Genomic DNA, 24,031 nt, shown 5'->3' on the forward strand with positions numbered 1-24,031 from the left:
TCCCACCGGGGCCGGGGTGAGCGGACATAATGGGCTCATGGCCCGTGAGTTCCCCGTCAGTCTCACTCCGCCCGACTGGCTGGTGCGGAATCTCCGGGCGCAGCAGGCGCCGGTCAACCGGCCCGCCGTCGCCCGGGCGGCCGTCGCGCTCGCGCTGCCGCTGGCCGTCGGACTGGCCTTCGACCGTCCCGGCTACGGGGCGCTCGCCGCCATGGGCGCCCTGAACGGCGTCATCAGCGACACCGCCGCCGCGTACCGGATGCGGGTGCTCAACATCGCCGTGCCACAGCTCTTCGGCGCCGCCGGCGTCACCATCGGCACCCTCGTGTACGGGCACGGCTGGGTCGCCGTCGCCACCGTCACCGGCATCGCGCTGGTCTCCGGGATGATCTCGACGATCGGCGCGGTCGCCTCCGTCTCGGGCCTGCTCCTGCTGCTGAACTGCGTCGTCGGGGCGGGCCTGCCCATGCCGGGCCCCTGGTGGGCGCCTGCCCTGCTCATCGGCGGCGGCGGGCTGCTCGTCCTGCTCCTCGCCCTGATCGCCTGGCCGCTGCGCGCCGGCGTGCCCGAACGGCTGGCGGTCGCCGGCACCTACGACGGCGTCGCGAACCTGCTCACCACCTGCGCGGGCCGGTCGGAGGTGGCCTACGACGACGCCCGGCACACCGTCACCGACGCCATGAACAACGCGTACGACCTGGTGCTGTCCCACCGCGCCCGGCACCACGGCCGCAGCCCGGAACTGACCCGCTTGATCGCCCAGTTGAACGCCGTCACCCCGATGCTGGAGGCCGCCCCCGCCGTCCACCTCAGCGGCAGCCCGCTGCCCGCCGAGGTCCCGGCGGCCGTCCGCTCCCTCGCCGACGCGGTGCGCGGCGGCCGCACCGAGCCCCTCACGCTCCACCTGCCGCCCCCGACCACCGAGACCGGCCGCGCCATCGACCACGCCCTGCGGCACGCCGCCTCGGTCGTCACGGCCCCGGACATCGACCCGAGCGGTCTGGCAGACCGGCTCGGCCGCCCCGCCGCCCTCGGCATCCGCACCGCCCGCGCCACCCGCAGCATGCTGCTGTCCGCCGGCTCCTGGCGCTACGGCCTGCGCCTGGCCCTGTGCATCGGCATCGCCCAGGCCCTGGTGTCGATCATCTCCGTCCCGCGCTCCTACTGGGTCGCCCTGACCATCACCTTCGTCCTCAAGCCCGACTTCGGCTCGGTCTTCTCCCGCGCCCTGCTGCGCGCGCTCGGCACGGTCGCCGGGCTGGTCGTCGCCGCGGCGGTGCTCTCCGAGGTGCCGCGCGGCTGGTGGGACGTACCGGTCATGCTGGTGCTCGCCCCGCTGATCCCGGCGCTCACCCCGCGCGGGTACGGCTTCCAGACCGCCGCCATCACGCCGGTGATCCTGCTGCTCTCCGACATCCTCAACCAGGAGGGCACCGCACTGCTGCTGCCCCGCCTCGTCGACTCCCTGATGGGCTGCGCGATCGCGCTGATCGCCGGGTACCTGCTGTGGCCGGAGAGCTGGCACACCCGCGTCGGCGCTCGCCTCGCCGACGCCGTGGCGGACACGGCCGCCTACGTCGAGACGGCCTTCGCCGCCACGGCCGACCCCGGGGCCCGCGCGCGGATGCGCCGCCGGCTGTACCGCGACCTGTCCGGAATCCGTACGGAGTTCCAGCGCGCCCTGACCGAACCACCGCCGACCGGTCGGCGCGCAGCCGCCTGGTGGCCGCTGGTCGTCGCCGTGGAACGCATGGTGGACGTGACGACGGCGGCACGGGTCCGCATCAAGCACGGATCCGCACCGCCGTCGCAGGCAGAGGTCGACCAGGTGGCCCGGCAGCTGCGGGAACTCTCCGAGGGGCTCCGCGAGGTGGACACCCTCGTCCCGGTCCGCTCGGACCTCACGGGCCCGGCGGGCAGCGTCCTGGAGCCGCTGCGGCAGGAGGTCGCGGCGGCGCGGGCGATCGCGTCACCGCTGACGTAGCACCGCCGCAGGCGTCCGGGCCGCTCAGATGCCGATGTCGCGGCCGTCCTTGCGCCACACGGCCACCACCGCGGGACGGTTCATCTTGCCGGGTCCGTCGGGCCAGGCGCTCAGCGGCTTCTCCGCGGTCGCGCCGTCGAGCTCGCCCGGGTGCTGCACCGCCACCAGGACCCGCCGGTCCTGGACGAGCGGGCCGCAGGTCTCCGCGCCCTTGGGCACCGTCAGGAACTGCTTCAGCTCACCGCGCCGGTCACCGCGCGTGGCGACACCGAAGAGGCCGTCGTGCGAGCCGAGCTGCGCGCCGTCCGTGGAGATCCACAGGTTGCCGTACGAGTCGAAGGCCACGTTGTCGGGGCAGGAGATCGGGCTGACGTCGTCCTTCGGGAACCCGGCGAAGTAGGTGGCCGGGTCCTCCGGGTCACCGGCGACCAGGAACAGCGACCAGGCGAAGCGGGTGGCGTCGGCCCGGTTCCAGCTCTCGGTCAGCTCCAGGATGTGCCCGTGCTTGTTGGCGTTGCGGGGGTTGGCCTCGTCCGCCTTGGCGTTCGTACCGACACCGCGGTTGGTGTTGTTGGTGAGGGCGACGTACACCTTGCCGGTGTGCGGGTTGGGCTCGATGTCCTCGGGCCGGTCCATCTTCGTCGCGCCGACCTTGTCACCGGCGAGGCGCGTGAAGACGTACACCTCCTCGGCGGTCATGCCCTCGACGTGGGACACGGCACCGCGCGACGTGGCCGTGGCCAGCGGGATCCACTCGCCGCTGCCGTCGAACTCGCCGTCCTCGGGGAGCTTGCCGGTGCCGTCGATCTCGATCGCCGGAGAGTCACCGGTGAGCTTGGCGACGTACAGGGTGCCCTCGTCCAGCAGCGAGAGGTTGTGCTCACGCGCGGCGCGGGAGTTCCCCTTCATCATCCGCTTGCTGCCGACGAACTTGTAGAAGTAGTCGAACCGCTCGTCGTCACCGGAGTACACGACCGGCCGGCCGTCGTCGGTCAGCCGCACGGTCGCGCCCTCGTGCTTGAAGCGGCCGAGCCCGGTGTGCTTGCGCGGCTTGGAGTCGGGGTCGTACGGGTCGAGTTCGACGACGTATCCGAAGCGGTGCACCTCGTTCGGCTCCTGCGCGACGTCGAAGCGCTTGTCGAACCGCTCCCACTTGCGCTCGGTGGCGCCGGTGCCGATGCCGTAGCGCTTGTCCGTGGGGCGGGTGGCGTTGGCGAAGTACTGGTTGAAGTTCTCCTCGCCGTGCAGCGTGGTGCCCCACGGCGTGACGCCGCCGGCGCAGTTGTTGAGGGTGCCGAAGGCCTTGCGGCCGGTCGGGTCGGCGGAGGTCTTCAGCAGGTCGGAGCCGGCGGCGGGGCCGGTGATGCGGAACTCGGTGGTCGCGGTGACGCGCCGGTTGAGCGGGTGGCGGGAGACGGGGGTGAGCTTGCCGGTACGGCGCTCCTCCTCGACGACGACCGCGGACAGGCCGTGCGCGGCCCAGGCGATCTCGACCTGTTCCTTGGTCGGGTTGGCGGCGTCGTAGCCGCGGAACATCAGGATCTCGTCGGTGTACTCGTGGTTGGCCACGAGGACCTGGCGGCCGCGCTCGCCGGGCAGCGGCAGCAGCGCGAGGAAGTCGCAGTTGTACCCGAACTGACCGGCCTGGGCCTTGGCGGACTGCTTCTCCGGGTCGAAGGCGGGGGCGCCGCGCAGGATGGGCTCGCCCCAGCGGATGACGATGTTCTGGCCGTACCCCTCGGGGATGGTCACGACGTCGTCGGTGTTCGGCTCGACCGGCGTGAAGCGCAGGCCGCGGGCACCCTTGTCGGTGGGCTTGTGCCAGTTCCCGGCGGGCGCGGCCTCGGCCTGCGGCGCGGCGGCGACGCTCGCGGCGGTACCGGCGGCGGCGGCCGCGGTGACGACGGCGGCGGCGCGCATCACGCCACGGCGGCTCAGGGCGCCGGCGATGACGTCGCCGACGTACGGGTTGGCGGTGGTGTTGGGCACCTCGTGGAAGCAGGCGTCACCACAGCGGAAACGGCAGGTCAGGGCGGACCGTCCGCCCGAATGTGAGTCGTTCGTTCGGATGATAGGCAGCAGATTGCGCACCATTTACTCCCCTTGATTCCCCTTGTATCCAGCGTGACGGACGGTAGGAGCACGTTTGTGCGGGAGCGGAGCCATTGAATGAACGGCGCGTGAACCCGAGGTAGCGGTCGGGGAGTTGAGGTTTGGCCGCAGTCCGTCCGGGTCCGACCCTTGACGCGGACGCGGTCGGCTCTTCCGGGACCGCTAACCTTACGTGTCCGTCCTGGCCAGGGATTGACGGGCATCAACTCACGCGAAGGGTTGCGCTAATGGGCATTCTCACTCTCCTGCGGAACGCATTCGGCCGTTCCCGAAAGGGCCGCAGTCCCGAGGCAGAGAGTGTCTCCACGCAGCCGGAATCAACGCCGCCGGCCGCCCCGACACCGACTTCCTCGACACCGGCCCGGTCGACGCCGCCGCCTGCCACCGCGACGGAGGCCCCGTCGACGCCGGCCGCCGAACCGATGCCGCCGTCGCCGACCGCCTCCGAACCGACGGCCACGACGCCGAGCGATTCGACCCCCACACCGCAGGTTCCCGAACCCCGCGCGGAGCACGAACTGGTGGCGGCGGCCTTCGACAAGGTGACGGTCCCCCACCAGACCCGACCGATTTCAGCCGCCCAGGAAAACGGCACAGAAGCACACATTCCGGACGGCCCGCCGAAGCCGTCCGACGCGCAGGAGCCGCCGGCCACGGAGCAGCCGACGAAGCCCGAGACGGACGCCGCGCCTACGACGGACACGAAGCCGGACCCGACGGCGGAGCCCGTGGCCGAGCAGGAGCCGGAGAGCAAGCCGACCACCGAGCCCGAGGCGCCGGAGGCGAAGGCGGCGCCGACGACGGAAGCGGAGGCGAAGCCGCAGGCCGAGACGGACACCACGACTACGCCGCGAGCGGAGGCGAAGCCGCAGACGGAGACGGACGCCCCGCCTACGACGGCCACGGAGCCGTCGGCCGAGGCGAGCGCCGAGCTGACGACGGACGCCACGTCGGCGCCCGAAGCGAAGGCCGAGGCAGACGCCACGTCGGCGCCCGAAGCGAAGGCGGAGGCCGAGGTGGTCGCCGTGACGACGGAGACGGACCCGGAGCCCGCGCCGCAGCTGGCCGCGGACAACGAGCCGGCAGCGGAAGCGGAACCGACCGCGACGACTGAGGCCGACGCCGAGCCCCGGTCCGAAGCGGAGGCCGACGTCGAGGCCGAGGCTCACCCGGAGCCCACGACGGCGACCGCCGCGGAGGCCGGCCTCACCACCGAGCCCGCCGCGCAGTCGAAGGACGAGGCCGAGGCGAAGCCGGAGACCGAGCCGACCCCGCAGCCGCAGGCCGAGGCCGACCCGGAGCCCACGGCGAAGTCGGACGCGCAGGCCACCGTCACGTCGGACGCGCAGCCGCAGGCCGAGATCCCCGCCCCGGTCGTCTCAGCCGACCCCGCGCAGGCGCCCGCAGCCGCGGAGCCCGAAGCCGTCACCGAACCGGAGGCCACCCCGGCCCCCGCAACCGCGGCCGCCGAGACCGCCCCCCAGGGGCCGCCCGCACCCGGCGACGAGACGGGTGGCGCGGGTGGGCACGACACCTCCGTCCCCCCCACCCTCCGCACGGCCTACACCGCAGCCGCCACCGCCCTCACCACCCACAACCTCACCACCGCCACCCCCACCAAGATCTACCTCGTCCTCGACCGCTCCGCCTCCATGCGCCCGTACTACAAGGACGGCTCCGCCCAGGCCCTCGCGGAGCAGACCCTCGCGCTCGCCGCCCACCTCGACCCCGAGGCCACCGTCCACGTCACCTTCTTCTCGACCGAACTGGACGGCACCGGCGAGCTGACCCTCGCCGACCACGAGAACAAGGTCGACGAGCTGCACGCCGCTCTCGGCCGCATGGGCCGTACCAGCTACCACGCCGCCGTCGAGGACGTCCTCACCCACTACGACGAGCACCACGGCAAGACCACCACCCCCGCCCTGGTGATCTTCCAGACCGACGGCGCCCCCGACGCCAAGACCCCCGCCACCCAGGCCCTGACGGACGCCGCGAAGACCCACCCCCACCTCCACTTCGCCTTCGTCGCCTTCGGTGAGCACGACAACAAGGCCTTCGACTACCTGCGCAAGCTGAAGACGGGCAACACGTCCTTCTTCCACGCGGGCCCCACCCCGAAGGAACTCACGGACTCCGAGTTCTACGAGGGCGTCCTCGCCGACTGGCGCCCCTAGGCGCACACCGCCCCGGTCCCACCCCAGGCCGCCCGCCTCTCACCCCTTAAAACGGGAGGCGGGCGGCCCACCCGTGTCGGCTACGATTTCAAGGTTCGTAGACGCAGCGACCTGGGAGCAGCCCCCGATGGCTCGACACCTCATCACCAGCGCCCTTCCCTACATCAACGGGATCAAGCACCTGGGCAACATGGTGGGGTCCATGCTCCCGGCGGACGTGTACGCCCGCTACCTCCGCCAGCGCGGCCACGACGTCCTCTACATCTGCGCCACCGACGAGCACGGCACCCCCGCCGAGCTCGCCGCCAAGGAGCAGGGCCTCCCGGTCGCCGAGTTCTGCGCCCAGGCGCACGACGCCCAGAAGGCGGTCTACGACGGCTTCGCCCTCGCCTTCGACTACTTCGGCCGCAGTTCCTCCCCGCAGAACGTCGAGATCACCCAGCACTTCGCGCGCAAGCTCAACGAGAACGGCTTCATCGAGGAGCGCGCGATCCGCCAGGTGTACAGCCCCACCGACGGCCGCTTCCTCCCGGACCGCTACGTGGAGGGCACCTGCCCCCACTGCGGCTACGACAAGGCCCGCGGCGACCAGTGCGAGAACTGCACCCGGGTCCTCGACCCGACCGACCTGATCAACCCCCGCTCGGCGATCTCCGGCTCCACGGACCTGGAGGTCCGCGAGACCAAGCACCTCTTCCTCCTCCAGTCCAAGCTCCAGCACGAGGTCGAGGCGTGGGTCTCCCGCCACGAGGACGACTGGCCGCAGCTCGCCTCCTCCATCGCCCGCAAGTGGCTGAACGAGGGTCTGCACGACCGCGCCATCACCCGCGACCTGGACTGGGGCGTCCCGGTCCCCGCCGACACCTGGCCGGACCTCGCGGCCGAGGGCAAGGTCTTCTACGTCTGGTTCGACGCCCCGATCGAGTACATCGGCGCGACGAAGGAGTGGTCCGACAAGGACCCGGAGAACCGTGACTGGAAGTCCTGGTGGTACGAGGCGGACGACACCGTCCGCTACACCGAGTTCATGGCGAAGGACAACGTCCCCTTCCACACCGTGATGTTCCCGGCCACCGAGCTGGGCGTGCGCGAGCCGTGGAAGAAGGTCGACTACGTGAAGGCCTTCAACTGGCTGACGTACTACGGCGGCAAGTTCTCCACGAGCCAGAAGCGCGGCGTCTTCACCGACCACGCGCTGGAGATCCTCCCCGCCGACTACTGGCGCTACTTCCTGATCGCCAACGCCCCCGAGTCCGACGACTCGTCGTTCACCTGGGAGCACTTCACGGCGACGGTGAACAAGGACCTCGCCGACACCCTCGGCAACTTCGTCAACCGTGTCCTGTCCTTCTCCAAGAAGCGTTTCGGCGAGGCGGTCCCGGCCGGCGGCGAGCCCGGCCCGGCGGAGGGGGCGCTGGGTGAGGAGATCGCCCGGCTGCTCACCGAGTACGAGCAGCAGATGGAGGCCCTCCAGTTCCGCAAGGCCGCGGCCGCCCTGCGCGCCCTGTGGTCGGCCGGCAACTCCTACCTGGAGGAGAAGGCCCCCTGGCTGGAGATCAAGACGGACAAGGACGGCGCCGCCCTCACGCTGCGCACGGCGATGAACCTCATCCACCTCTACTCCGTCGTCTCCGAGCCCTTCATCCCGGCGAGCTCGGCGGCGATGCGCCAGGCCTTCTCGCTCACCGGCGACACCGCCACCTGGGTCTCGTCCGACGAGGCGAAGGCCCTGACCTTCCTTCCCACCGGTACGCCCTTCACCGTGCCGCCGGTGCTCTTCGCCAAGCTCACGGACGAGGACCTGGCCGCGTACAAGGAGCGCTTCGGCGGGGAAACAGCCGCGTAACAGCCCTTCTCGGACCCCTCACTCAGCCGGTATACCTGGCCAGGACCGCGTGATCGACCGCGGTCACGCGGCACACGAGTGGGGGGTCCGTCCATGGCACTGTTCGGCAACGCGCACAGCATCGATCCGGGGACGGCCGCGCAGGACTACGCACGTCTGCTCGGCCAGGGGGAGCAGGTGCACGCCGCGTACCTGCTGATCCGCGACACCATGCTGTTCACCGACCGCCGCCTCATCATGGTCGACAAGCAGGGCATCACCGGCAAGAAGGTGGAGTACCACTCCATCCCGTACCGCAGCATCACGCACTTCGCCGTCGAGACCGCCGGCACCTTCGACCTCGACGCCGAACTGAAGATCTGGCTCTCCGGCTCCCAGACCCCGATCCAGAAGACCTTCACCAAGGGCGTCGACATCTACGAGGTCCAGGCAATCCTCACCCAGTTCGTGGCCCGCTAGCCGGCGTCGGCTCGTGGGGGTCTGCCGGTCACTTTCCGCTGTTAACATCCGCCCACTTGTGCGAGGGCGGGTGCCCTCGCGGGGAGGGATGTTCAAGTGGGCAGATTCGCCCTGTCTCGTCGCCGGCTGGCGCTCGCCGTCTCGTCGGTGACCCTTGTGGTCGCGGGCGGCGCCGTTCTCCCGGCGTCGGCCGTCGCCGCGGGTGCCGCCGCGCCCTGGGCCACGGCCACCGCCATCACCGGCACCGACGTTCACGCCTCCGTGCTGGACGTCGCCACCGCCGCCGACGGTTCCGCCGTCACGCTGTGGAACCAGTTCGCCCGTCCCGGCGGCGAACGCAAGCTGTACGCCGCCGTACGGCCGTCCGGCAGCGACGCGTGGGGAGCGCCGACGCTGCTCGCCACGACCCCGACCGAGGCCGGCCGCGCCGCGCTGCACGCCTCCGCCGACGGCACGGTCACCGCACTGTGGGTGGAGTACCCGGACCTGACGGCACCCGGTTCGCCGGAAGTGGGCATCCGGCTCGTCAGCTCCGTCCTCGCGTCCGACGCCTCCGGGTGGTCCGCGCCCGTCGAACTCGTCGGCACGGAGGCCGCCCGGACCGAGGCCGGTATCGATCTCGCCGAGGCTCCCGACGGCACGCTCACCGCCGTCTGGGCCACCCGGTCCGGGGGCGCGACGGACACCGAGGTCAACGCGGCCGTCCGCGGCACGGACGGTACCTGGTCGACGCCCGTGCAGATCAGCTCCGCCGTCGCCGACGACGCCGAGATGGCGTACGCGCCCAGCGTCGCGGTCACCACCGACGGCACCACTGTCGTCGTCTACAAGCAGATCGCCGGTGAAGAAGCCCGGTTGCGTGCCGTCTCCCGGACGGCCGGCGCCACCGAGTGGTCCGTTCCCACAGCCGTGACCGGCAGCTACCAGTCCGTCGGCGACCCCGAGATCACGGCGGCCGACGACGGCTCGCTGACTCTCGCGTGGGCGGGAACCGTCAACGAGTCGCAGGGCTCGGTGCTCCAGACGGCGACCCGTTCGGCCACGGGCACCTGGTCCGGACCCGAGTCCGTCACGACCACCAGGAACCTCGCCCGGACACCCGAGCCGCTCATCGCGCCCGACGGCGACGTCACTCTCGTCTGGGTGGACTGGACCACGACCTTCGGTACTCGCACGGCCACCCGTGACGCGGCGACCCATGACTGGTCGGCCGTAGGGACGCTGTCGACGTCGTCCGTCTCCGAGCAGTACGACGCCGCCATCGGCGAGGACGGCACGGTACGCGCGGTCTGGACGCAGAGCGGCGGCATCGGTGGGGTGCTGGTGGAGTCCGTCGGCAGCGGCGGCCAGTGGGCCACGGCCGCCGAGATTCCCGGCTCGTCCAACGCCTTCGTCCGCAGCCGGATCAGCGTGGGCGACGACGGTACGGCCACCGCCGTCTGGTCCGGTGCCCGGACCGAGTCCGGCGTCGACCGGCTGTACGGTTCCCGGGCCGTCTGGCCCACGCTCGCCGTCACCGGCTCCAGCGTCCCCGCGACCGCCGCGCTCAAGGGCACCACCGCCTCCAGCAAGGCCTGGGCCCCCACCTGGCAGCTCAGCAGGCCCACCTCGGCCTGGAAGGTGATCCTCACCGACCGGTCGGGGAAGACCGTCCGTACGCTCACCGGAAGCACGGACGACCTGAACGTCGCCGCGAGCTGGAACGGCCGAACGACGTCGGGTGGTTACGCCCCCAACGGAACGCTGACCTGGACCCTTCAGGTCACCCAGCAGGACACGGACGTCAAGCTGGCGTCGGGCACCGTGCGCGTCACCGGCGGCGCCGCCGTCCACCGCGACTTCGGCTCGGACGGCAACGGCGACCTGCTGACGCTCAACTCCTCCGGCGGACTTTCGTACCACTGGGGCAACAGCACCGGCACGTTCGGTGGCAAGGCCACCGGCACCGGCTGGTCCACCTCCACGACCGTCGTCCCCCTCGGCGACCTCAGCGGTGACCGCTGCAACGACGTTCTGGTGCGCCTGAGCAGCGGGGCGGCGCGGCTCTACAAGCCGGGCTGCGGGCAGGCGGCGACGCCCTCCTCGCCGTACACCACCATCGTGACGGGTGGCTGGAACGCGTACGACCTCCTCACCTCGCCCGGTGACCTCGACCGCGACGGTCATCCCGACCTGATCGCCCGCAACGCCTCGACGGGGACCGTCTACCTCTACAAGGGCACCAGCACGGGGAAGTTCTCGTCGCGGGTGAAGCTCGTCGACAACTGGAAGGTCTACAAGAAGGTCATCGGCGCCGGAGACCTCAACGGCGACGGCATCGCGGACCTGTTGGCGCAGGACAAGACGAACAACCTGTATCGCTACTACGGCGCCGGCAACGGCCGCTTCACCTCACGCGTCAAGGTGTTCACCAACTGGGGCGGCTCGTACGACGCCGTAGTCGGCGTCGGTGACATCACCGGTGACGGGAAGGCCGACCTGGTCTCCCGCGACACCAGTGGCAACCTCTGGCGCTCCACGGGCAACGGCAGAGGGTCGTTCGCCGGCCCTGTGAAGATCGCGACCGGGTGGGGCGGGTACAAGTCCCTGTCGTGACAGCGGGCCGCGCAGCCGACGGGTGACCTGTCGGTCCGCACACGCGAAGGGGACCCGAGGCCGGCGGCTTCGGGTCCCTTTCGTCAGCGTCCTGCGGAAGGTGTGACTACTTCGGCTGCGGCTTGCGCACCGACAGGTGCAGTTCCTTCAGCCGGGGCTCCTCCAGCTCCGTGGGGGCGCCCATCATCAGGTCCTGGGCGTTGCCGTTGAGCGGGAACGCGATGGTCTCGCGGATGTTGGGCTCGTCGGCCAGCAGCATGACGATGCGGTCGACGCCGGGGGCGATGCCGCCGTGCGGCGGGGCGCCGAAGCGGAACGCGCGCAGCATGCCGGCGAACTTCTCCTCGACGGTCTCCCGGTCGTACCCGGCGATCTCGAAGGCCTTGAGCATGATCTCCGGCTCGTGGTTCCGGATCGCGCCGGAGGACAGCTCGACGCCGTTGCAGACGATGTCGTACTGCCAGCCCAGGATGTCCAGCGGGTCCTGGGTCCGCAGGGCCTCCAGGCCGCCCTGCGGCATGGAGAACGGGTTGTGCGAGAAGTCGATCGCGCCGGTCTCCTCGTCCTTCTCGTACATCGGGAAGTCGACGATCCAGCAGAAGCGGAAGACGCCGTCCTCGAAGTGGCCGGCCCGCTTGGCGGCCTCGACGCGCACCGCGCCCATGATCTTCGAGACCTCGTCGAACTCACCCGCGCCGAAGAACACCGCGTGACCGGCGGCCAGCGAGAGCCGCTTGGTCAGCTCGGCCACGTTCTCCTCGGTGAGGAACTTCGCGATCGGCCCGGACAGCGTGCCGTCCTCGGCGACCCGCACCCACGCGAGGCCCTTGGCGCCCAGCGTGACGGCGTAGTCACCGAGCTGGTCGAAGAACTTCCGGGGCTGCGAGGCGACGTCCGGCACGGGCAGCGCCCGGACGTGCTTGCCGGCGAACGCCTTGAACTCGGAGCCCTCGAAGATGTCGGTGATGTCCACCAGCTCCAGCTGGGCGCGCAGGTCCGGCTTGTCGGAGCCGTACTTCAGCATCGCCTCGCGGAACGGGATCCGCGGGAACGGGGACGTGACATGACGGCCGCCGCCGAACTCCTCGAACAGCTCGGTCATCAGCTTCTCGACCGGCTGGAAGACGTCCTCCTGCTCAACGAAGGACATCTCGATGTCGAGCTGGTAGAACTCGCCCGGCGAGCGGTCCGCACGCGCGTCCTCGTCACGGAAGCAGGGTGCGATCTGGAAGTAGCGGTCGAAGCCGGAGATCATCAGCAGCTGCTTGAACTGCTGCGGAGCCTGGGGGAGGGCGTAGAACTTGCCCGGGTTCAGGCGGGAGGGGACGACGAAGTCGCGGGCACCCTCGGGGGAGGTCGCGGACAGGATCGGCGTCGCCATCTCGTTGAAGCCCAGCGCCGTCATCTTGTGCCGGATCGCCGAGATCACCGACGTACGCAGCAGGATGTTGCGGTGCATGCGCTCGCGGCGCAGGTCCAGGAAGCGGTACTCCAGGCGCCGCTCCTCGTTGACCCCGTCCTCGGTGTTGATCGTGAAGGGGAGCGGGGCGGCGGCGCCCAGCACCTCGACGTCGCCGACCTCGATCTCGATCTCGCCGGTGGGCAGCTCGGAGTTGATGTTCTCGGCGCCACGGGAGACGACCTGGCCGTCGACCCGGACGACGGTCTCCTTGGACAGCTTGTCCAGCGCCTCGTAGGCGGCCGTGTTCGGCCGGGCGACCAGCTGGGTGATGCCGTAGTGATCGCGCAGATCAATGAAGAGGATGCCGCCCAGGTCGCGCCGATTGTGCAGCCAGCCACTCAGCCGGACGTCGGTGCCGACGTCAGAGGCGCGGAGCTCGCCGCAGGTGTGGGACCTGTACCGATGCATCGTCGTTCATCCAGCCTTCGCAGATCGGGGGTGTTTCACGTGAAACACCCCCAGCGTACCGGCCGTCCGGGAAGGCCTCTCCACGATTACGGAGGTAGGGCTTCGGTGGCAGCGTCCGATCACCTCTCCCTAGAGTGGGGCAATGCGCACTGGTGAGCCCCTGCCCGCCGTGGGGCAGGTTCTTGCCGCCCTCGCGACCGGCCTGTGGCAATGGGACACGGCCACGAAGCTGGTCACGGTGGATGCCGAGGCCGCTCGGCTGCTGGGCCTGCCCGCCGAGCAGACGACCCTCACGGAGGCCCGCACCAGGGCCCGGCTGCACCCCGTGGACTGGAACGAGATCATCAGCGTCGTCGGTCTCGCCGTCGCCGAGGGCACGCTCGCCGAGGTGCGGGTTCGGATCATGGACGAGCGGGGCCGGATCATCCGTACCGTCCGCAGCCGGTCCAAGCCGAGCTACGACCGTGAGCGCCGCGCCTTCCAGCTGATCGGCACCCTCCAAGAGGTCACCGACCCCTCACCGGGCACCCCTGCCGGCCGCCGCGCGGTCACCGGCGACTGGCGGCGCTCCCGTGAGGCGTTCCTGCTGGACGCGGGCCGGGCGCTGGCCGAGGCGCGCTCCACGGCCGAGGTGCTGCGGGTGGCGGCCGGACTGTCGATGCCGGGCTTCTCCCCGGACGGCCTCGCCGTCTTCGGCGTGGAGGGCGACCGGCTGACGATCATCGGCCACCACGGACATCAGCCCGGCGACGAGGATCCCTTCTCGCACATGGCGCTGGTGACGGACTACCCGGCGGCGGAGGTCGTACGGACCGGTCGCGCCGTCTATCTGTCCTCACCCGAGCAGTACAAGGCGCGCTTCCCGCTCACCTGGCACCTCGCCGAGCAGTTCGGCCGCCAGTCCTGGGCCTTCCTGCCGCTGACCGTCGCCGGGCGCACCATGGGCGCCTGGATGGCGGCCTTCGCCTATCCGGTCGCCTTCACCCCGGACGAGCGGTCCGTGCTGACCACGGTCGCCCGGATGCTCGCCCAGGCCCTGGCCCGGGCCGGCACCGCCGAGTCCGAGCGCGAGCTGACCGACGGCCTCCAGCGCTCCATGCTGCCCACGCTGGGCCCGGAGATCCCCGGCATGAGCGTCGCGGCCCGGTACATACCCACCGGCGGCGGCCTCCAGGTCGGCGGCGACTGGTACGACATGATCCCGCTGCCCGGGGGCACCTCCCGGGCGAAGTCCGGGGGAGGGCGGATCGCCCTCGTCATCGGCGACGTCCAGGGGCATGACGTACGGGCCGCGGGCCTGATGGGCCAGTTGCGGATAGCCCTGCGGGCGTACGCGTCCGAGGGCCACCGCCCCGACGCCGTACTGTCCCGCGCCTCCCGCTTCCTGCACGGCATCGCCACCACCGACGAGGACCCCTCCGACCTGCGCTTCGCGACCTGCCTGTACGTCGAGGTCGACCCGGAGACCGGGGTGCTGGACATCGCCCGCGCCGGGCACCCGGACCCGGCGATCCGGATGACGGACGGCACGGTCCTGAAGAGCCCGACGGCCGGCGGGCTGCCCCTGGGCATCGACCCGGACGCCGACTACCCCACCACCCAGCTGGTCCTCGAACCCGGCGAGACCATGCTGATCTGCACCGACGGCCTGATCGAGACCGGCGGTCACGACCTGGAGACCGGCTGGGCGCGCATCCGCGCCATCCTGGAGGAGCACAAGGGCGACCTGGAGGAACTGGCCGACTCCCTGGTGCAGGCCGTGCACGGGCCGTCCTCCCACCACACCACCGGCCCGCTGGTCGACCGGCGCGAGGACGACATCGCCGTCCTGCTTTTGAGCCGAGACGCCGAGGGCTGCGGCTGCGGCGACACGGTGATCGCACAGCCGCGCCGCCGGCGCACCATGCTGACGGTCGCCCAGGCCGAGCCCGAGCGGGTCGCCGTGGCCCGGCAGCTGCTGCGCGAGCTGCTGCACGACTGGAGCTCCACCGACCAGGTCGACTCGGCGGTGCTGCTGCTGTCCGAGATGCTCACCAACGTCCTCGTCCACACCGACACCGACGCGCTGCTGGTCGCCGAGGTCGCCGGGGAGCCGGGCGAGCGGCGCATCCGGGTGGAGGTCACCGACGCCAGTGACGACCTGCCGCACAAGCGCCGGCCCGGTGAGCTGGCGTCCTCCGGCCGCGGACTGATGCTGATCGAACTCCTCGCGCACTCGTGGGGGGTCGACCCACGGGGCGAGGGCAAGAGTATCTGGTTCGAACTCCACGAGTCCGACGGCGCGGAAGTCCTCTGAATCCGGACGTGGCCGATCCGGCTACGGCCCCGCGGGCTCGGGCGGTGTCCCGTGCCGGTCCCGCAACTCGTGGACGACCCCGAAGACGGCGGCGGTGAGCGGAACCGACAGCAGGATGCCCAGGATCCCGGCGACCGACGCCCCGGCGGTGATCGCGAGCATCACCACCGCCGGATGCATGTGCACCGTCCGGCTCTGGACCAGCGGCTGGAGCACATGGCCCTCCAGCACCTGCACGGCGAGCACCACCCCGAGCACCCACAGCGCGATCACGAACCCCCGGTCGGCGAGGGCGACCAGCACGGCCACGGCACCGGAGAGGAAGGCGCCGAGGTAGGGGATGTAGGCCGCGACGAAGACCAGCGCGCCCAGCCCGACCGCGCCGGGCACGCCCAGGATCAGCAGACCGACCGTGATGCACACCGAGTCGATGAAGGCGATGAAAGTGGTGCCCCGCATGAACCCCTCGACCGCCCGGAAGGCCCGCCGCGCCATGGCCTCCACGGTGTCGGCGGCCCCGCGCGGCGTGAGCGCGCGCAGCCCGCCCGCGGCCCGGTGGGAGTCCCTGAGGAAGAAGAAGACGAGCAACAGCGACAGCACGGCCAGGGCGATGGTCTCGCCGACCACGCTGATGCCGCTGATCACTCCGGAGGCGGCCGTCCCGCCGAACTTGCCGAGCAGCTGGCGGAAGTTGGCGGCGACGTCGTCCAGCGAGGTGCCCGCCGCCCCGAAGTACTGGGCGATGTCCTGGGCCGCCCGCCGCAGCGAGGCGATGATCTGGTCGCCGGAGTCGATGAGCGCGGCGACGACGATGTACACGGCACCGCCCACCACCGCCACCACGGCGACGCAGGTGAGCGCGGCGGCGACGGACCGGTTGACGCCGACGCCCACGAGCCGCCGGTACAGCGGCCCCAGCAGAGCGGTACCGAGCAGCGCGAGCAGCACCGGCACCACGGCCGTGCGCAGCGCGCCGCAGAGCAGGATCCCGACCCATCCGACGCCGGCCGCCAGCAGCACGACCGCGCACCAGGCGGCGAACCGCCTTACGGGAACGGGAAGCAGATGCACGCCTCCCACCCGATCACGCGACGGCCGGGCTGTCCCCTGGGGACGGCCCGGCCGGGTGACGGCGCGTCAGGACATCAGTCCCGCGGGCCGCTCTCCGCCATGCCGTGCACCGCGGGGATGGTCCCCAGACGGCCCTTCTGGAAGTCCTCGAAGGCCTGCATCAGCTCGTCCTTGGTGTTCATCACGAACGGGCCGTAGTGGGCCATCGGCTCCCGGATCGGCCTTCCGCCGAGGAGGACGACCTCCAGGTCGGGCGTGTGCGAGTCCTGCTTCTCGTCCGCGCGGACGGTCAGCGCGGAACCCGCGCCGAAGACGGCGGTCTGCCCGAGGTGGACCGGCCTCCGCTCGGCCCCCACCGTGCCCCGTCCGGCCAGCACGTAGGCGAGGCCGTTGAAGTCCTCCCGCCACGGCAGGGTGACCTCCGCGCCCGGCGCCAGCGTCGCGTGGATCATGCTGATCGGCGTGTGCGTGACGCCCGGACCGGCGTGACCGTCCAGCTCGCCGGCGATGACGCGGAGCAGCGCGCCGCCGTCGGGGGAGGTGAGCAGCTGCACGTTGCCGCCGCGGATGTCCTGGTAGCGCGGGGCCATCATCTTGTCCTTGGCCGGGAGGTTCACCCACAACTGGAGCCCATGGAAGAGACCGCCGGACATCACCAGCTGCTCCGGCGGGGCCTCGATGTGCAGCAGGCCCGAGCCCGCGGTCATCCACTGGGTGTCGCCGTTGGTGATGGTGCCGCCACCGCCGTTGGAGTCCTGGTGGTCGAAGATCCCGTCGATGATGTAGGTGACGGTCTCGAAGCCGCGGTGCGGGTGCCAGGGCGTGCCCTTCGGCTCTCCGGGCGCGTAGTCCACCTCGCCCATCTGGTCCATCATGATGAACGGGTCGAGGTGGCGGTAGTTGATCCCCGCGAACGCCCGGCGCACCGGGAAGCCCTCGCCCTCGAAGCCGCTGGGCGCGGTCGTGACGGTGATCACGGGACGCTCGACGGCGTCCGCCGCTGCGGTCACACGGGGCAGCGTCAGCGGGTTCTCGACGGTCACTGCGGGCATGTCGGTACCTCCTTGGGCGACGTGCGTTCCACTTTAGTTGAGCGTTGAACTTTCTGCCACCCCACAACGCCGACGGCCCGGGGGGCATTCCCTCCGGGCCGTCGTCGTCGCACAGGTGCGCCGGATCTCGGATCAGTTCCCTCAGTTGCTGAAGTACAGGTACTTCCACGACCCGTACGTCGTGGAGTTCACCGAGTCGCCGGACGAGCCGTTGACGTAGACCGAGCGCATCCGGGCCCGGATTCCGGACTGACCGGGCGCCTCCAGGGTCACGGCCGACTTGCCGGCCGTACCGAGCGGGAAGTACTGCGAGTCCGCCGAGTACCAGGTGCCCTGGTAGTAGACCTGGAGGTCGAACCGCTGCTGACGGCCCGGGTAGTAGGTCATGGTCGTGGTGAGCAGCGGGTCGGTGTTCTTGTGGAACCAGTAGTAGGCCGTCGAGCCGATCTTGGCGGTCTTGTAGTGCTTGGAGACGGCCGTGGAGACCCTGACCCGGGCGAACGCCGTGGACTTCACGGTCTTCGGGTTGTAGCGGGCGTCGCCCCGGAAGATCGCGGTGACGTGGGTGTCGCGGGTCATGTCGACCCAGGCGGCGATGTTGCCCTTGGAGTCGACCCTGCCGACCTTGATCCGCTTGTTGGGCTTGTCGCCGCCGAACGGGTCGGCCCAGATCTCCACCGAGCGGTTCTTGTACGTCGTGCCGAGGTGCGCCACGAACCGGACGTCGGAGCCGTAGTTGTACAGCTTGCCGTTGTTGTTCAGGCTCAGCGAGGTCGAGGCGCGGGAGACCACGACCTTGTCGGAGGCGGTGGCCGAGGTGTGCCCGGCGTCGCCGGCGTAGCTCACCTTGTACGTCACCGCGCCGCCGGCCGGCGGGGTGTCGGCGAAGGAGTACGTCCCGTTCGACTGGACGGTGACGGACGGCAGCGCCTTGCCGTTCGGGCTCTCCAGGTCGGTGCGGGTGACCGCCAGCCTGATCCCGCTGGGCAGCGCCACGGTCGCCGAGATCTTGCCGGTGACGGTGAGCCTCTTGGCGCGCGGCGCCGTGCTGGGGGCGCTGACCGTGAGGGTCGGGACGTTCAGCGTCGGCTGGGTCAGCGCCTTGACCGTGTAGCCGCCGCTGCCCGGCACGAGGGCGAAGATCCGGGAGGAGTCCGGAGCCCAGGCCACGTCCGCCGCGGACTGCGTGCCCGTGCTGTACGTGCGGACCGGCTGCTTGGCGTTCGGCCGGTATACGGCCACCTTGGTGCCCGAGATCTGGGCCACCAGGCCGCTGCGGCCCACGTCGACCCGCTGCCCGGCCGGGTAGGCACCGACCTTGCTGAACCTGCCGTCCGCGTAGGCGTCCCGGTCGGTGCCGTTGACGAGCACCTCGTCGGCGCCGGCGGCGAGGTCGATGTCCCCGATGCCCTGGTTCAGGGTGTAGTCGCCGTTGTGCCACGCGGTCAGCTGGGGCGTGCCGCTCGACACGTCGAGCACGGCCATCGAGCCCGTGGACAGCCCGGTCTCACCGAGCGCCAGCACACCCGGACGGAGCGGGTCCGTGTCCAGCAGGACCTGGCCCCACATGGCGACCGACGTGCCCTCCTTCGGGAACTGGGCGAGCGCCACCGGCTCGGTGCCGCTCGCAGGGTCCACCGCCGGGTCGACCGAGCCGAGGTCGCCGTCCCACTGGTCGCCGTACGTGAACCAGACCTTGCCCGCGGAGAAGGCGAGGTGGCGCGGGCCGGTGTCGGTGGCGACCGGGTAGCGGACCTTGACGTCGAGCGTGGCCGCGTCCAGGGCGACCACCTCGTGGCTGCTCGGCACGGCCGCGTACAGGGTGGTGCCGTCATCGGACAGCGCAAGGTCGCTGACGCCGCCGAAGCCGCTGCTCACGTCGACGAGGGTCCCGCTGTAGTTGGCGGCCAGGATCCGCCCGTCGGACGCGTCGCTGACGAAGACGCGCTGCAGGGCGTGGTCCGCGACGAGGCCACCGGGGCTGGTGACGACGGCCGCCGCCGCCGAAGCCGTTCCCGCCGCCGCGACGCTCAGCGCCGCCGAGCTGAAAAGGACCGCGAGCGCCGTCGCGGCCGAAGTGCTGCGCATACGCACAGTGCTGAAACCCCCACAAGGAATCCCGGTGGAACCGGGAGGTGAAAGCGCCGCGCGACACCCGGCGGATCGTGGGAAACGCGATCACACACGGGGCGCGGCTGCCGGGGCAGCATATGGCATGACAGTGACAATCGAACGGGGGATTATCCGGCTTTCAGCCGGACCCCGCGCGAATCAGCCCTACATCCGCCGCATGGCGAACGCGAATCAGCCGTACATCCGCCGCATGGCGAAGTCGACCATCTCCTCGACGGCCTTCGCGTCGAACACCATCCGGTGCTCCCCCTCCATGTCGAGGACGAAGCCGTACCCGGTCGGCAGCAGGTCGATCACCTCGGCGCCGGTGATCACGAAGTACTTGGACTCCTTGCCCGCGTACCGCCGCAGCTCCTTGAGCGAGGTGAACATCGGGATCACCGGCTGCTGGGTGTTGTGCAGGGCGAGGAAGCCGGGGTTGTCACCGCGCGGGCAGTAGACCTTGGACGTCGCGAAGACCTGCTGGAAGTCCTCCGCGGCCAGTTGCCCGGTGGTGAAGGCGCGCACCGCGTCCGCGAGCGAGGGCGGCGACGGCTCCGGGTACAGCGGCTGCTGCTGCCCGTAGCCCCCGGCACCGGGCATCTGCTGCTGCGGCTGGGCGTACTGCTGCCCCGCACCCGCGCTCTGGTCGTAGCCGTACATGCACGCAAGAGTACTGACCGACCACGAGGGCTGAGTCACAGATGCCCGGATCGGGGTTGCTTCTTATTACCGACGGGTAGCATCATCGGAGCTACTAGTTGGTACGCGAACTTCGGGCGCGAGGAGTCAGTGCCTCGCCGATCTCTCTCAACGGAGCCAGTCGCCATGGGGCACTACAAGTCGAATCTCCGCGACATCGAGTTCAACCTCTTCGAGGTACTGGGGCGCGACAAGGTGTACGGCACCGGCCCGTTCGAGGAGATGGACGTCGAGACCGCCAAGAGCGTCCTGGAGGAGCTCACCCGGCTCTCGGAGAACGAGCTGGCCGAGTCCTTCACCGACGCCGACCGCAACCCGCCCGTCTTCGACCCGGAGACCAGCACCGCGCCCGTCCCGGCGTCCTTCAAGAAGAGCTACCAGGCCTTCATGGACTCCGAGTACTGGCGGCTCGGCCTGCCCGAGGAGATCGGCGGCACCACCTCGCCCCGCTCCCTGATCTGGGCCTACGCCGAACTGATCCTGGGCGCCAACCCGGCCGTGTGGATGTACTCCTCGGGCCCGGCCTTCGCCGGCATCCTCTTCGACGAGGGCAACGAGGTCCAGAAGCACATCGCCTCGGTCGCCGTCGAGAAGCAGTGGGGCTCCACCATGGTCCTCACCGAGCCCGACGCGGGATCCGACGTGGGCGCCGGCCGCACCAAGGCGGTCCAGCAGGAGGACGGCTCCTGGCACATCGAGGGCGTGAAGCGCTTCATCACGTCCGGTGAGCACGACATGTCGGAGAACATCCTTCACTACGTCCTCGCCCGTCCCGAGGGCGCCGGCCCCGGCACCAAGGGCCTGTCCCTCTTCCTCGTCCCGAAGTACCTCTTCGACTTCGAGACCGGCGAGCTGGGGATGCGCAACGGCGTCTACGCCACCAACGTCGAGCACAAGATGGGCCTCAAGGCCTCCAACACCTGCGAGATGACCTTCGGCGACAAGCACCCCGCCAAGGGCTGGCTGATCGGCGACAAGCACGACGGCATCCGCCAGATGTTCCGGATCATCGAGTTCGCGCGGATGATGGTCGGCACGAAGGCGATCTCCACGCTGTCCACCGGCTACCTCAACGCGCTGGAGTACGCCAAGGAGCGCGTCCAGGGTCCCGACCTGGCGAACTTCATGGACAAGACCGCGCCGAAGGTCACCGTCACCCACCACCCCGACGTGCGCCGCTCGCTCATGACGCAGAAGGCGTACGCGGAGGGCATGCGCGCCCTCGTCATGTACACCGCCTCCGTCCAGGACGCCATCCAGGTCAAGGAGGCGAACGGCGAGGACGCCGCCACCGAGCACGCCCTGAACGACCTGCTCCTGCCGATCGTCAAGGGCTACGGCTCCGAGAAGGCCTACGAGCAGCTCGCCCAGTCGCTGCAGACCTTCGGAGGCTCCGGCTTCCTGCAGGAGTACCCGATCGAGCAGTACATCCGGGACGCCAAGATCGACACCCTCTACGAGGGCACCACCGCGATCCAGGGCCAGGACTTCTTCTTCCGGAAGATCGTCCGCAACCAGGGCGCCGCGCTGAACTCCCTCGCCGAGGACATCAAGAAGTTCCTGGCCCTCGGCACCGGCGGCGAGGACCTGGCAGGCGCCCGCGAGCACCTCGCCAAGGCCGCCGTCGAGCTTGAGGCGATCGTCGGCCTGATGCTGACCGACCTGGCGGCCACCGAGCAGGACGTCAAGAACATCTACAAGGTGGGCCTGAACACCACCCGCCTACTGATGGCCTCCGGGGACGTGATCGTCGGCTACCTGCTGCTGAAGGGCGCCGCGATCGCCGCCGAGAAGCTGGAGTCGGCCTCCGCCAAGGACAAGGCGTTCTACACCGGCAAGATCGCGGCGGCGAAGTTCTTCGCGGCCAACGTGCTGCCGGGCGTGACGCTGGCCCGCAAGGTCGCCCAGGGCGTCGAACTGGACCTGATGGAGCTCGACGAAGCGGCGTTCTGACCGGTTCCCCCGGTCAGCCCCGCGATTTCCACATCGTCCTTACGAGGGCCCGCTCCCGGCCAGGGGGAGCGGGCCCTCGTCCGTCGTTAAGGTGAACCCATGAGCGAACCCTCCCGCTTCGACCGCGGCCACACCGACGACCTCATGTCCTTCCTCGCGGCGAGTCCCTCGCCGTACCACGCCGTGGCGAACGCCGCCGAGCGGCTCGAGAAGGCGGGCTTCCGGCAGGTCGCGGAGACGGACGCCTGGGACGGGGCGAGCGGCGGCAGGTTCGTGCTGCGTGGTGGCGCGATCGTGGCGTGGTACGTCCCGGAGGGTGCCGCTCCGCACACCCCCTTCCGGATCATCGGCGCGCACACCGACTCCCCCAACCTGCGCGTCAAGCCGCAGCCCGACAGCGGTGCGCACGGCTGGCGCCAGGTGGCCGTGGAGATCTACGGCGGGCCGCTGCTGAACTCCTGGCTGGACCGCGACCTCGGCCTCGCCGGCCGGCTGACGCTGCGCGACGGCACGACCCGGCTGGTGAACGTCGACCGGCCGCTGCTGAGGGTGCCGCAGCTGGCGATCCACCTGGACCGCTCGGTGTCCTCGGAGGGCCTCAAGCTCGACAAGCAGCGGCATCTCCAGCCCATCTGGGGCCTCGGCAACGACGTGCGCGACGGCGACCTGATCGCCTTCCTGGAGGCGGAGTCGGGGATCGCCGCCGGCGAGACGACCGGCTGGGACCTGATGGTGCACTCCGTCGAGCCGCCGGCGTACCTCGGCCGTGACCAGGAGCTGATGGCCGGCCCACGGCTCGACAACCTGCTCTCCGTGCACGCGGGCGTGGCCGCGCTCGCCGCCGCCGCGAGCGGCGGTGCGGGACTGACCTCCATCCCCGTGCTCGCCGCCTTCGACCACGAGGAGAACGGCTCCCAGTCGGACACCGGCGCCGACGGCCCGCTCCTCGGCGGCGTCCTGGAGCGCTCGGTCTTCGCCCGCGGGGGCTCGTACGAGGACCGGGCTCGCGCCTTCGCGGCGACCGTCTGCCTCTCCTCCGACACCGGCCACGCGGTGCACCCCAACTACGCCGAACGCCACGACCCGACCCACCACCCCCGGGTCAACGGCGGTCCCATCCTCAAGGTCAACGTCAACAACCGCTACGCCACGGACGGTTCGGGCCGCGCGGTCTGGGTGGCGGCCTGCGAGAAGGCCGGCGTGCCCTTCCAGTCCTTCGTCTCCAACAACTCCATGCCCTGCGGCACGACCATCGGCCCCATCACGGCGGCCCGTCACGGCATCCGCACGGTCGACATCGGCGTGGCGATCCTGTCGATGCACAGCGCCCGCGAACTCTGCGGCGTGGAGGACCCCCACCTGCTGACGCGAGCGCTGGCGGCGTTCCTGGAGGGCTGAGAAACCCGCCGCGGCACGTGAGTTGACGGGCGGTGAGGACTGCATTCCGGGGGCGCGGGTACCCGAAGTCCACCGGAAGCTCCGGAATCACCGGACCGGAACAGGGAGGCAACACTCATGGGCCTCGGCGGGTGCATCATCCTCATCGCCGTGGGAGCCATCCTCACGTTCGCGACGGACTGGAACATGGAGGGTGTCAATCTCGATCTGGTCGGCGTCATTCTGATGATCGTCGGGCTGATCGGGGTCACGACGTTCAGCAGCATCGCGCGGCGGCGCCGTGTCGTGGTGCCGCCCTCGCAGCCGGTCGTGCAGGAGGAACACCCCCGGCGCGACGGCTACAGCGACGGGTACGGCGTGTGACGCAGCAGCACGGCGTGACGGGAGCGACGGCGTGACGCCCC

At 70.7% G+C, this 24,031-nt stretch carries 16 protein-coding genes; 9 read left to right on the forward strand and 7 right to left on the reverse strand.

The genetic code is table 11. The features are described from left to right. The first annotated feature begins 37 nt into the window (after positions 1-37). Complete coding sequence (locus ACFV6X_RS10030) at positions 38-1,984, forward strand: FUSC family protein (protein ID WP_385380293.1); 1,947 nt, start codon at positions 38-40, stop codon at positions 1,982-1,984. Between the two features lie 24 nt (positions 1,985-2,008). Here the strand turns inward: ACFV6X_RS10030 and ACFV6X_RS10035 are convergent, their stop codons facing one another. Further along, complete coding sequence (locus ACFV6X_RS10035) at positions 2,009-4,075, reverse strand: PhoX family protein (RefSeq protein ID WP_385380474.1); 2,067 nt, start codon at positions 4,073-4,075, stop codon at positions 2,009-2,011. Positions 4,076-4,298: 223 nt separating this feature from the next. Further along, a complete protein-coding gene (locus ACFV6X_RS10040) occupies positions 4,299-4,580 on the reverse strand; it encodes a hypothetical protein (RefSeq protein WP_385380295.1) in 282 nt (93 codons plus the stop codon). 37 nt (positions 4,581-4,617) lie between these two features. Here ACFV6X_RS10040 and ACFV6X_RS10045 point away from each other — a divergent pair, with 37 nt between their 5' ends. From ACFV6X_RS10045 to ACFV6X_RS10060, 4 genes are all read left to right on the forward strand, one after another. Further along, positions 4,618-6,273, forward strand: a complete 1,656-nt coding sequence (locus ACFV6X_RS10045; RefSeq protein ID WP_385380298.1) for a VWA domain-containing protein — start codon at positions 4,618-4,620, stop codon at positions 6,271-6,273. Positions 6,274-6,400: 127 nt separating this feature from the next. Next, positions 6,401-8,119 carry a methionine--tRNA ligase gene (gene metG, locus ACFV6X_RS10050; protein WP_385380301.1) on the forward strand — a complete coding sequence of 573 codons (1,719 nt, stop codon included), beginning with the start codon at positions 6,401-6,403 and terminating at the stop codon, positions 8,117-8,119. A 93-nt stretch (positions 8,120-8,212) separates the two neighbouring features. Beyond that, complete coding sequence (locus ACFV6X_RS10055) at positions 8,213-8,578, forward strand: PH domain-containing protein (RefSeq protein ID WP_365457484.1); 366 nt, start codon at positions 8,213-8,215, stop codon at positions 8,576-8,578. Positions 8,579-8,674: 96 nt separating this feature from the next. After that, positions 8,675-11,173, forward strand: coding sequence for an FG-GAP-like repeat-containing protein (locus ACFV6X_RS10060; RefSeq protein ID WP_385380306.1), 2,499 nt, complete (start codon positions 8,675-8,677; stop codon positions 11,171-11,173). A gap of 106 nt (positions 11,174-11,279) precedes the next feature. Here ACFV6X_RS10060 and aspS read toward each other — a convergent pair whose 3' ends face one another. Continuing rightward, positions 11,280-13,043, reverse strand: a complete 1,764-nt coding sequence (aspS, locus tag ACFV6X_RS10065) for an aspartate--tRNA ligase (RefSeq protein WP_385380309.1) — start codon at positions 13,041-13,043, stop codon at positions 11,280-11,282. A 142-nt stretch (positions 13,044-13,185) separates the two neighbouring features. Here aspS and ACFV6X_RS10070 point away from each other — a divergent pair, with 142 nt between their 5' ends. Further along, on the forward strand, positions 13,186-15,339 hold the full coding sequence (locus ACFV6X_RS10070; protein WP_385380312.1) for a SpoIIE family protein phosphatase: 2,154 nt from the start codon (positions 13,186-13,188) through the stop codon (positions 15,337-15,339). Positions 15,340-15,360: 21 nt separating this feature from the next. Here ACFV6X_RS10070 and ACFV6X_RS10075 read toward each other — a convergent pair whose 3' ends face one another. The 4 genes from ACFV6X_RS10075 to ACFV6X_RS10090 all read right to left on the reverse strand — a co-directional run bounded on the left by ACFV6X_RS10075 (position 15,361) and on the right by ACFV6X_RS10090 (position 20,237). Further along, entirely contained in the window at positions 15,361-16,410 is a 1,050-nt protein-coding gene (locus ACFV6X_RS10075; RefSeq protein WP_385380315.1) for an AI-2E family transporter, read from the reverse strand. Between the two features lie 74 nt (positions 16,411-16,484). Next, on the reverse strand, positions 16,485-17,462 hold the full coding sequence (locus ACFV6X_RS10080) for a pirin family protein (protein ID WP_385380318.1): 978 nt from the start codon (positions 17,460-17,462) through the stop codon (positions 16,485-16,487). A 141-nt stretch (positions 17,463-17,603) separates the two neighbouring features. Further along, positions 17,604-19,550, reverse strand: coding sequence for a YncE family protein (locus tag ACFV6X_RS10085; RefSeq protein WP_385380321.1), 1,947 nt, complete (start codon positions 19,548-19,550; stop codon positions 17,604-17,606). Positions 19,551-19,766: 216 nt separating this feature from the next. Continuing rightward, positions 19,767-20,237: an SseB family protein gene (locus tag ACFV6X_RS10090; protein ID WP_385380324.1), complete on the reverse strand. Its 471-nt coding sequence runs from the start codon at positions 20,235-20,237 to the stop codon at positions 19,767-19,769. A gap of 165 nt (positions 20,238-20,402) precedes the next feature. Between ACFV6X_RS10090 and ACFV6X_RS10095 the strand changes: the two genes are divergently transcribed. The 3 genes from ACFV6X_RS10095 (at position 20,403) to ACFV6X_RS10105 (ending at position 23,990) form a co-directional block, all read left to right on the forward strand. Beyond that, positions 20,403-22,229 (forward strand): acyl-CoA dehydrogenase, encoded by a 1,827-nt coding sequence (locus ACFV6X_RS10095; RefSeq protein WP_385380327.1) that lies wholly within the window; start codon positions 20,403-20,405, stop codon positions 22,227-22,229. A 99-nt stretch (positions 22,230-22,328) separates the two neighbouring features. Next, on the forward strand, positions 22,329-23,627 hold the full coding sequence (locus ACFV6X_RS10100; RefSeq protein ID WP_385380330.1) for a M18 family aminopeptidase: 1,299 nt from the start codon (positions 22,329-22,331) through the stop codon (positions 23,625-23,627). Positions 23,628-23,744: 117 nt separating this feature from the next. Continuing rightward, on the forward strand, positions 23,745-23,990 hold the full coding sequence (locus tag ACFV6X_RS10105) for a DUF6458 family protein (protein ID WP_365459950.1): 246 nt from the start codon (positions 23,745-23,747) through the stop codon (positions 23,988-23,990). Positions 23,991-24,031 lie beyond the last annotated feature (41 nt).

It is taken from the genome of Streptomyces sp. NPDC059861, assembly GCF_042731435.1.
Classification (GTDB): domain Bacteria; phylum Actinomycetota; class Actinomycetes; order Streptomycetales; family Streptomycetaceae; genus Streptomyces.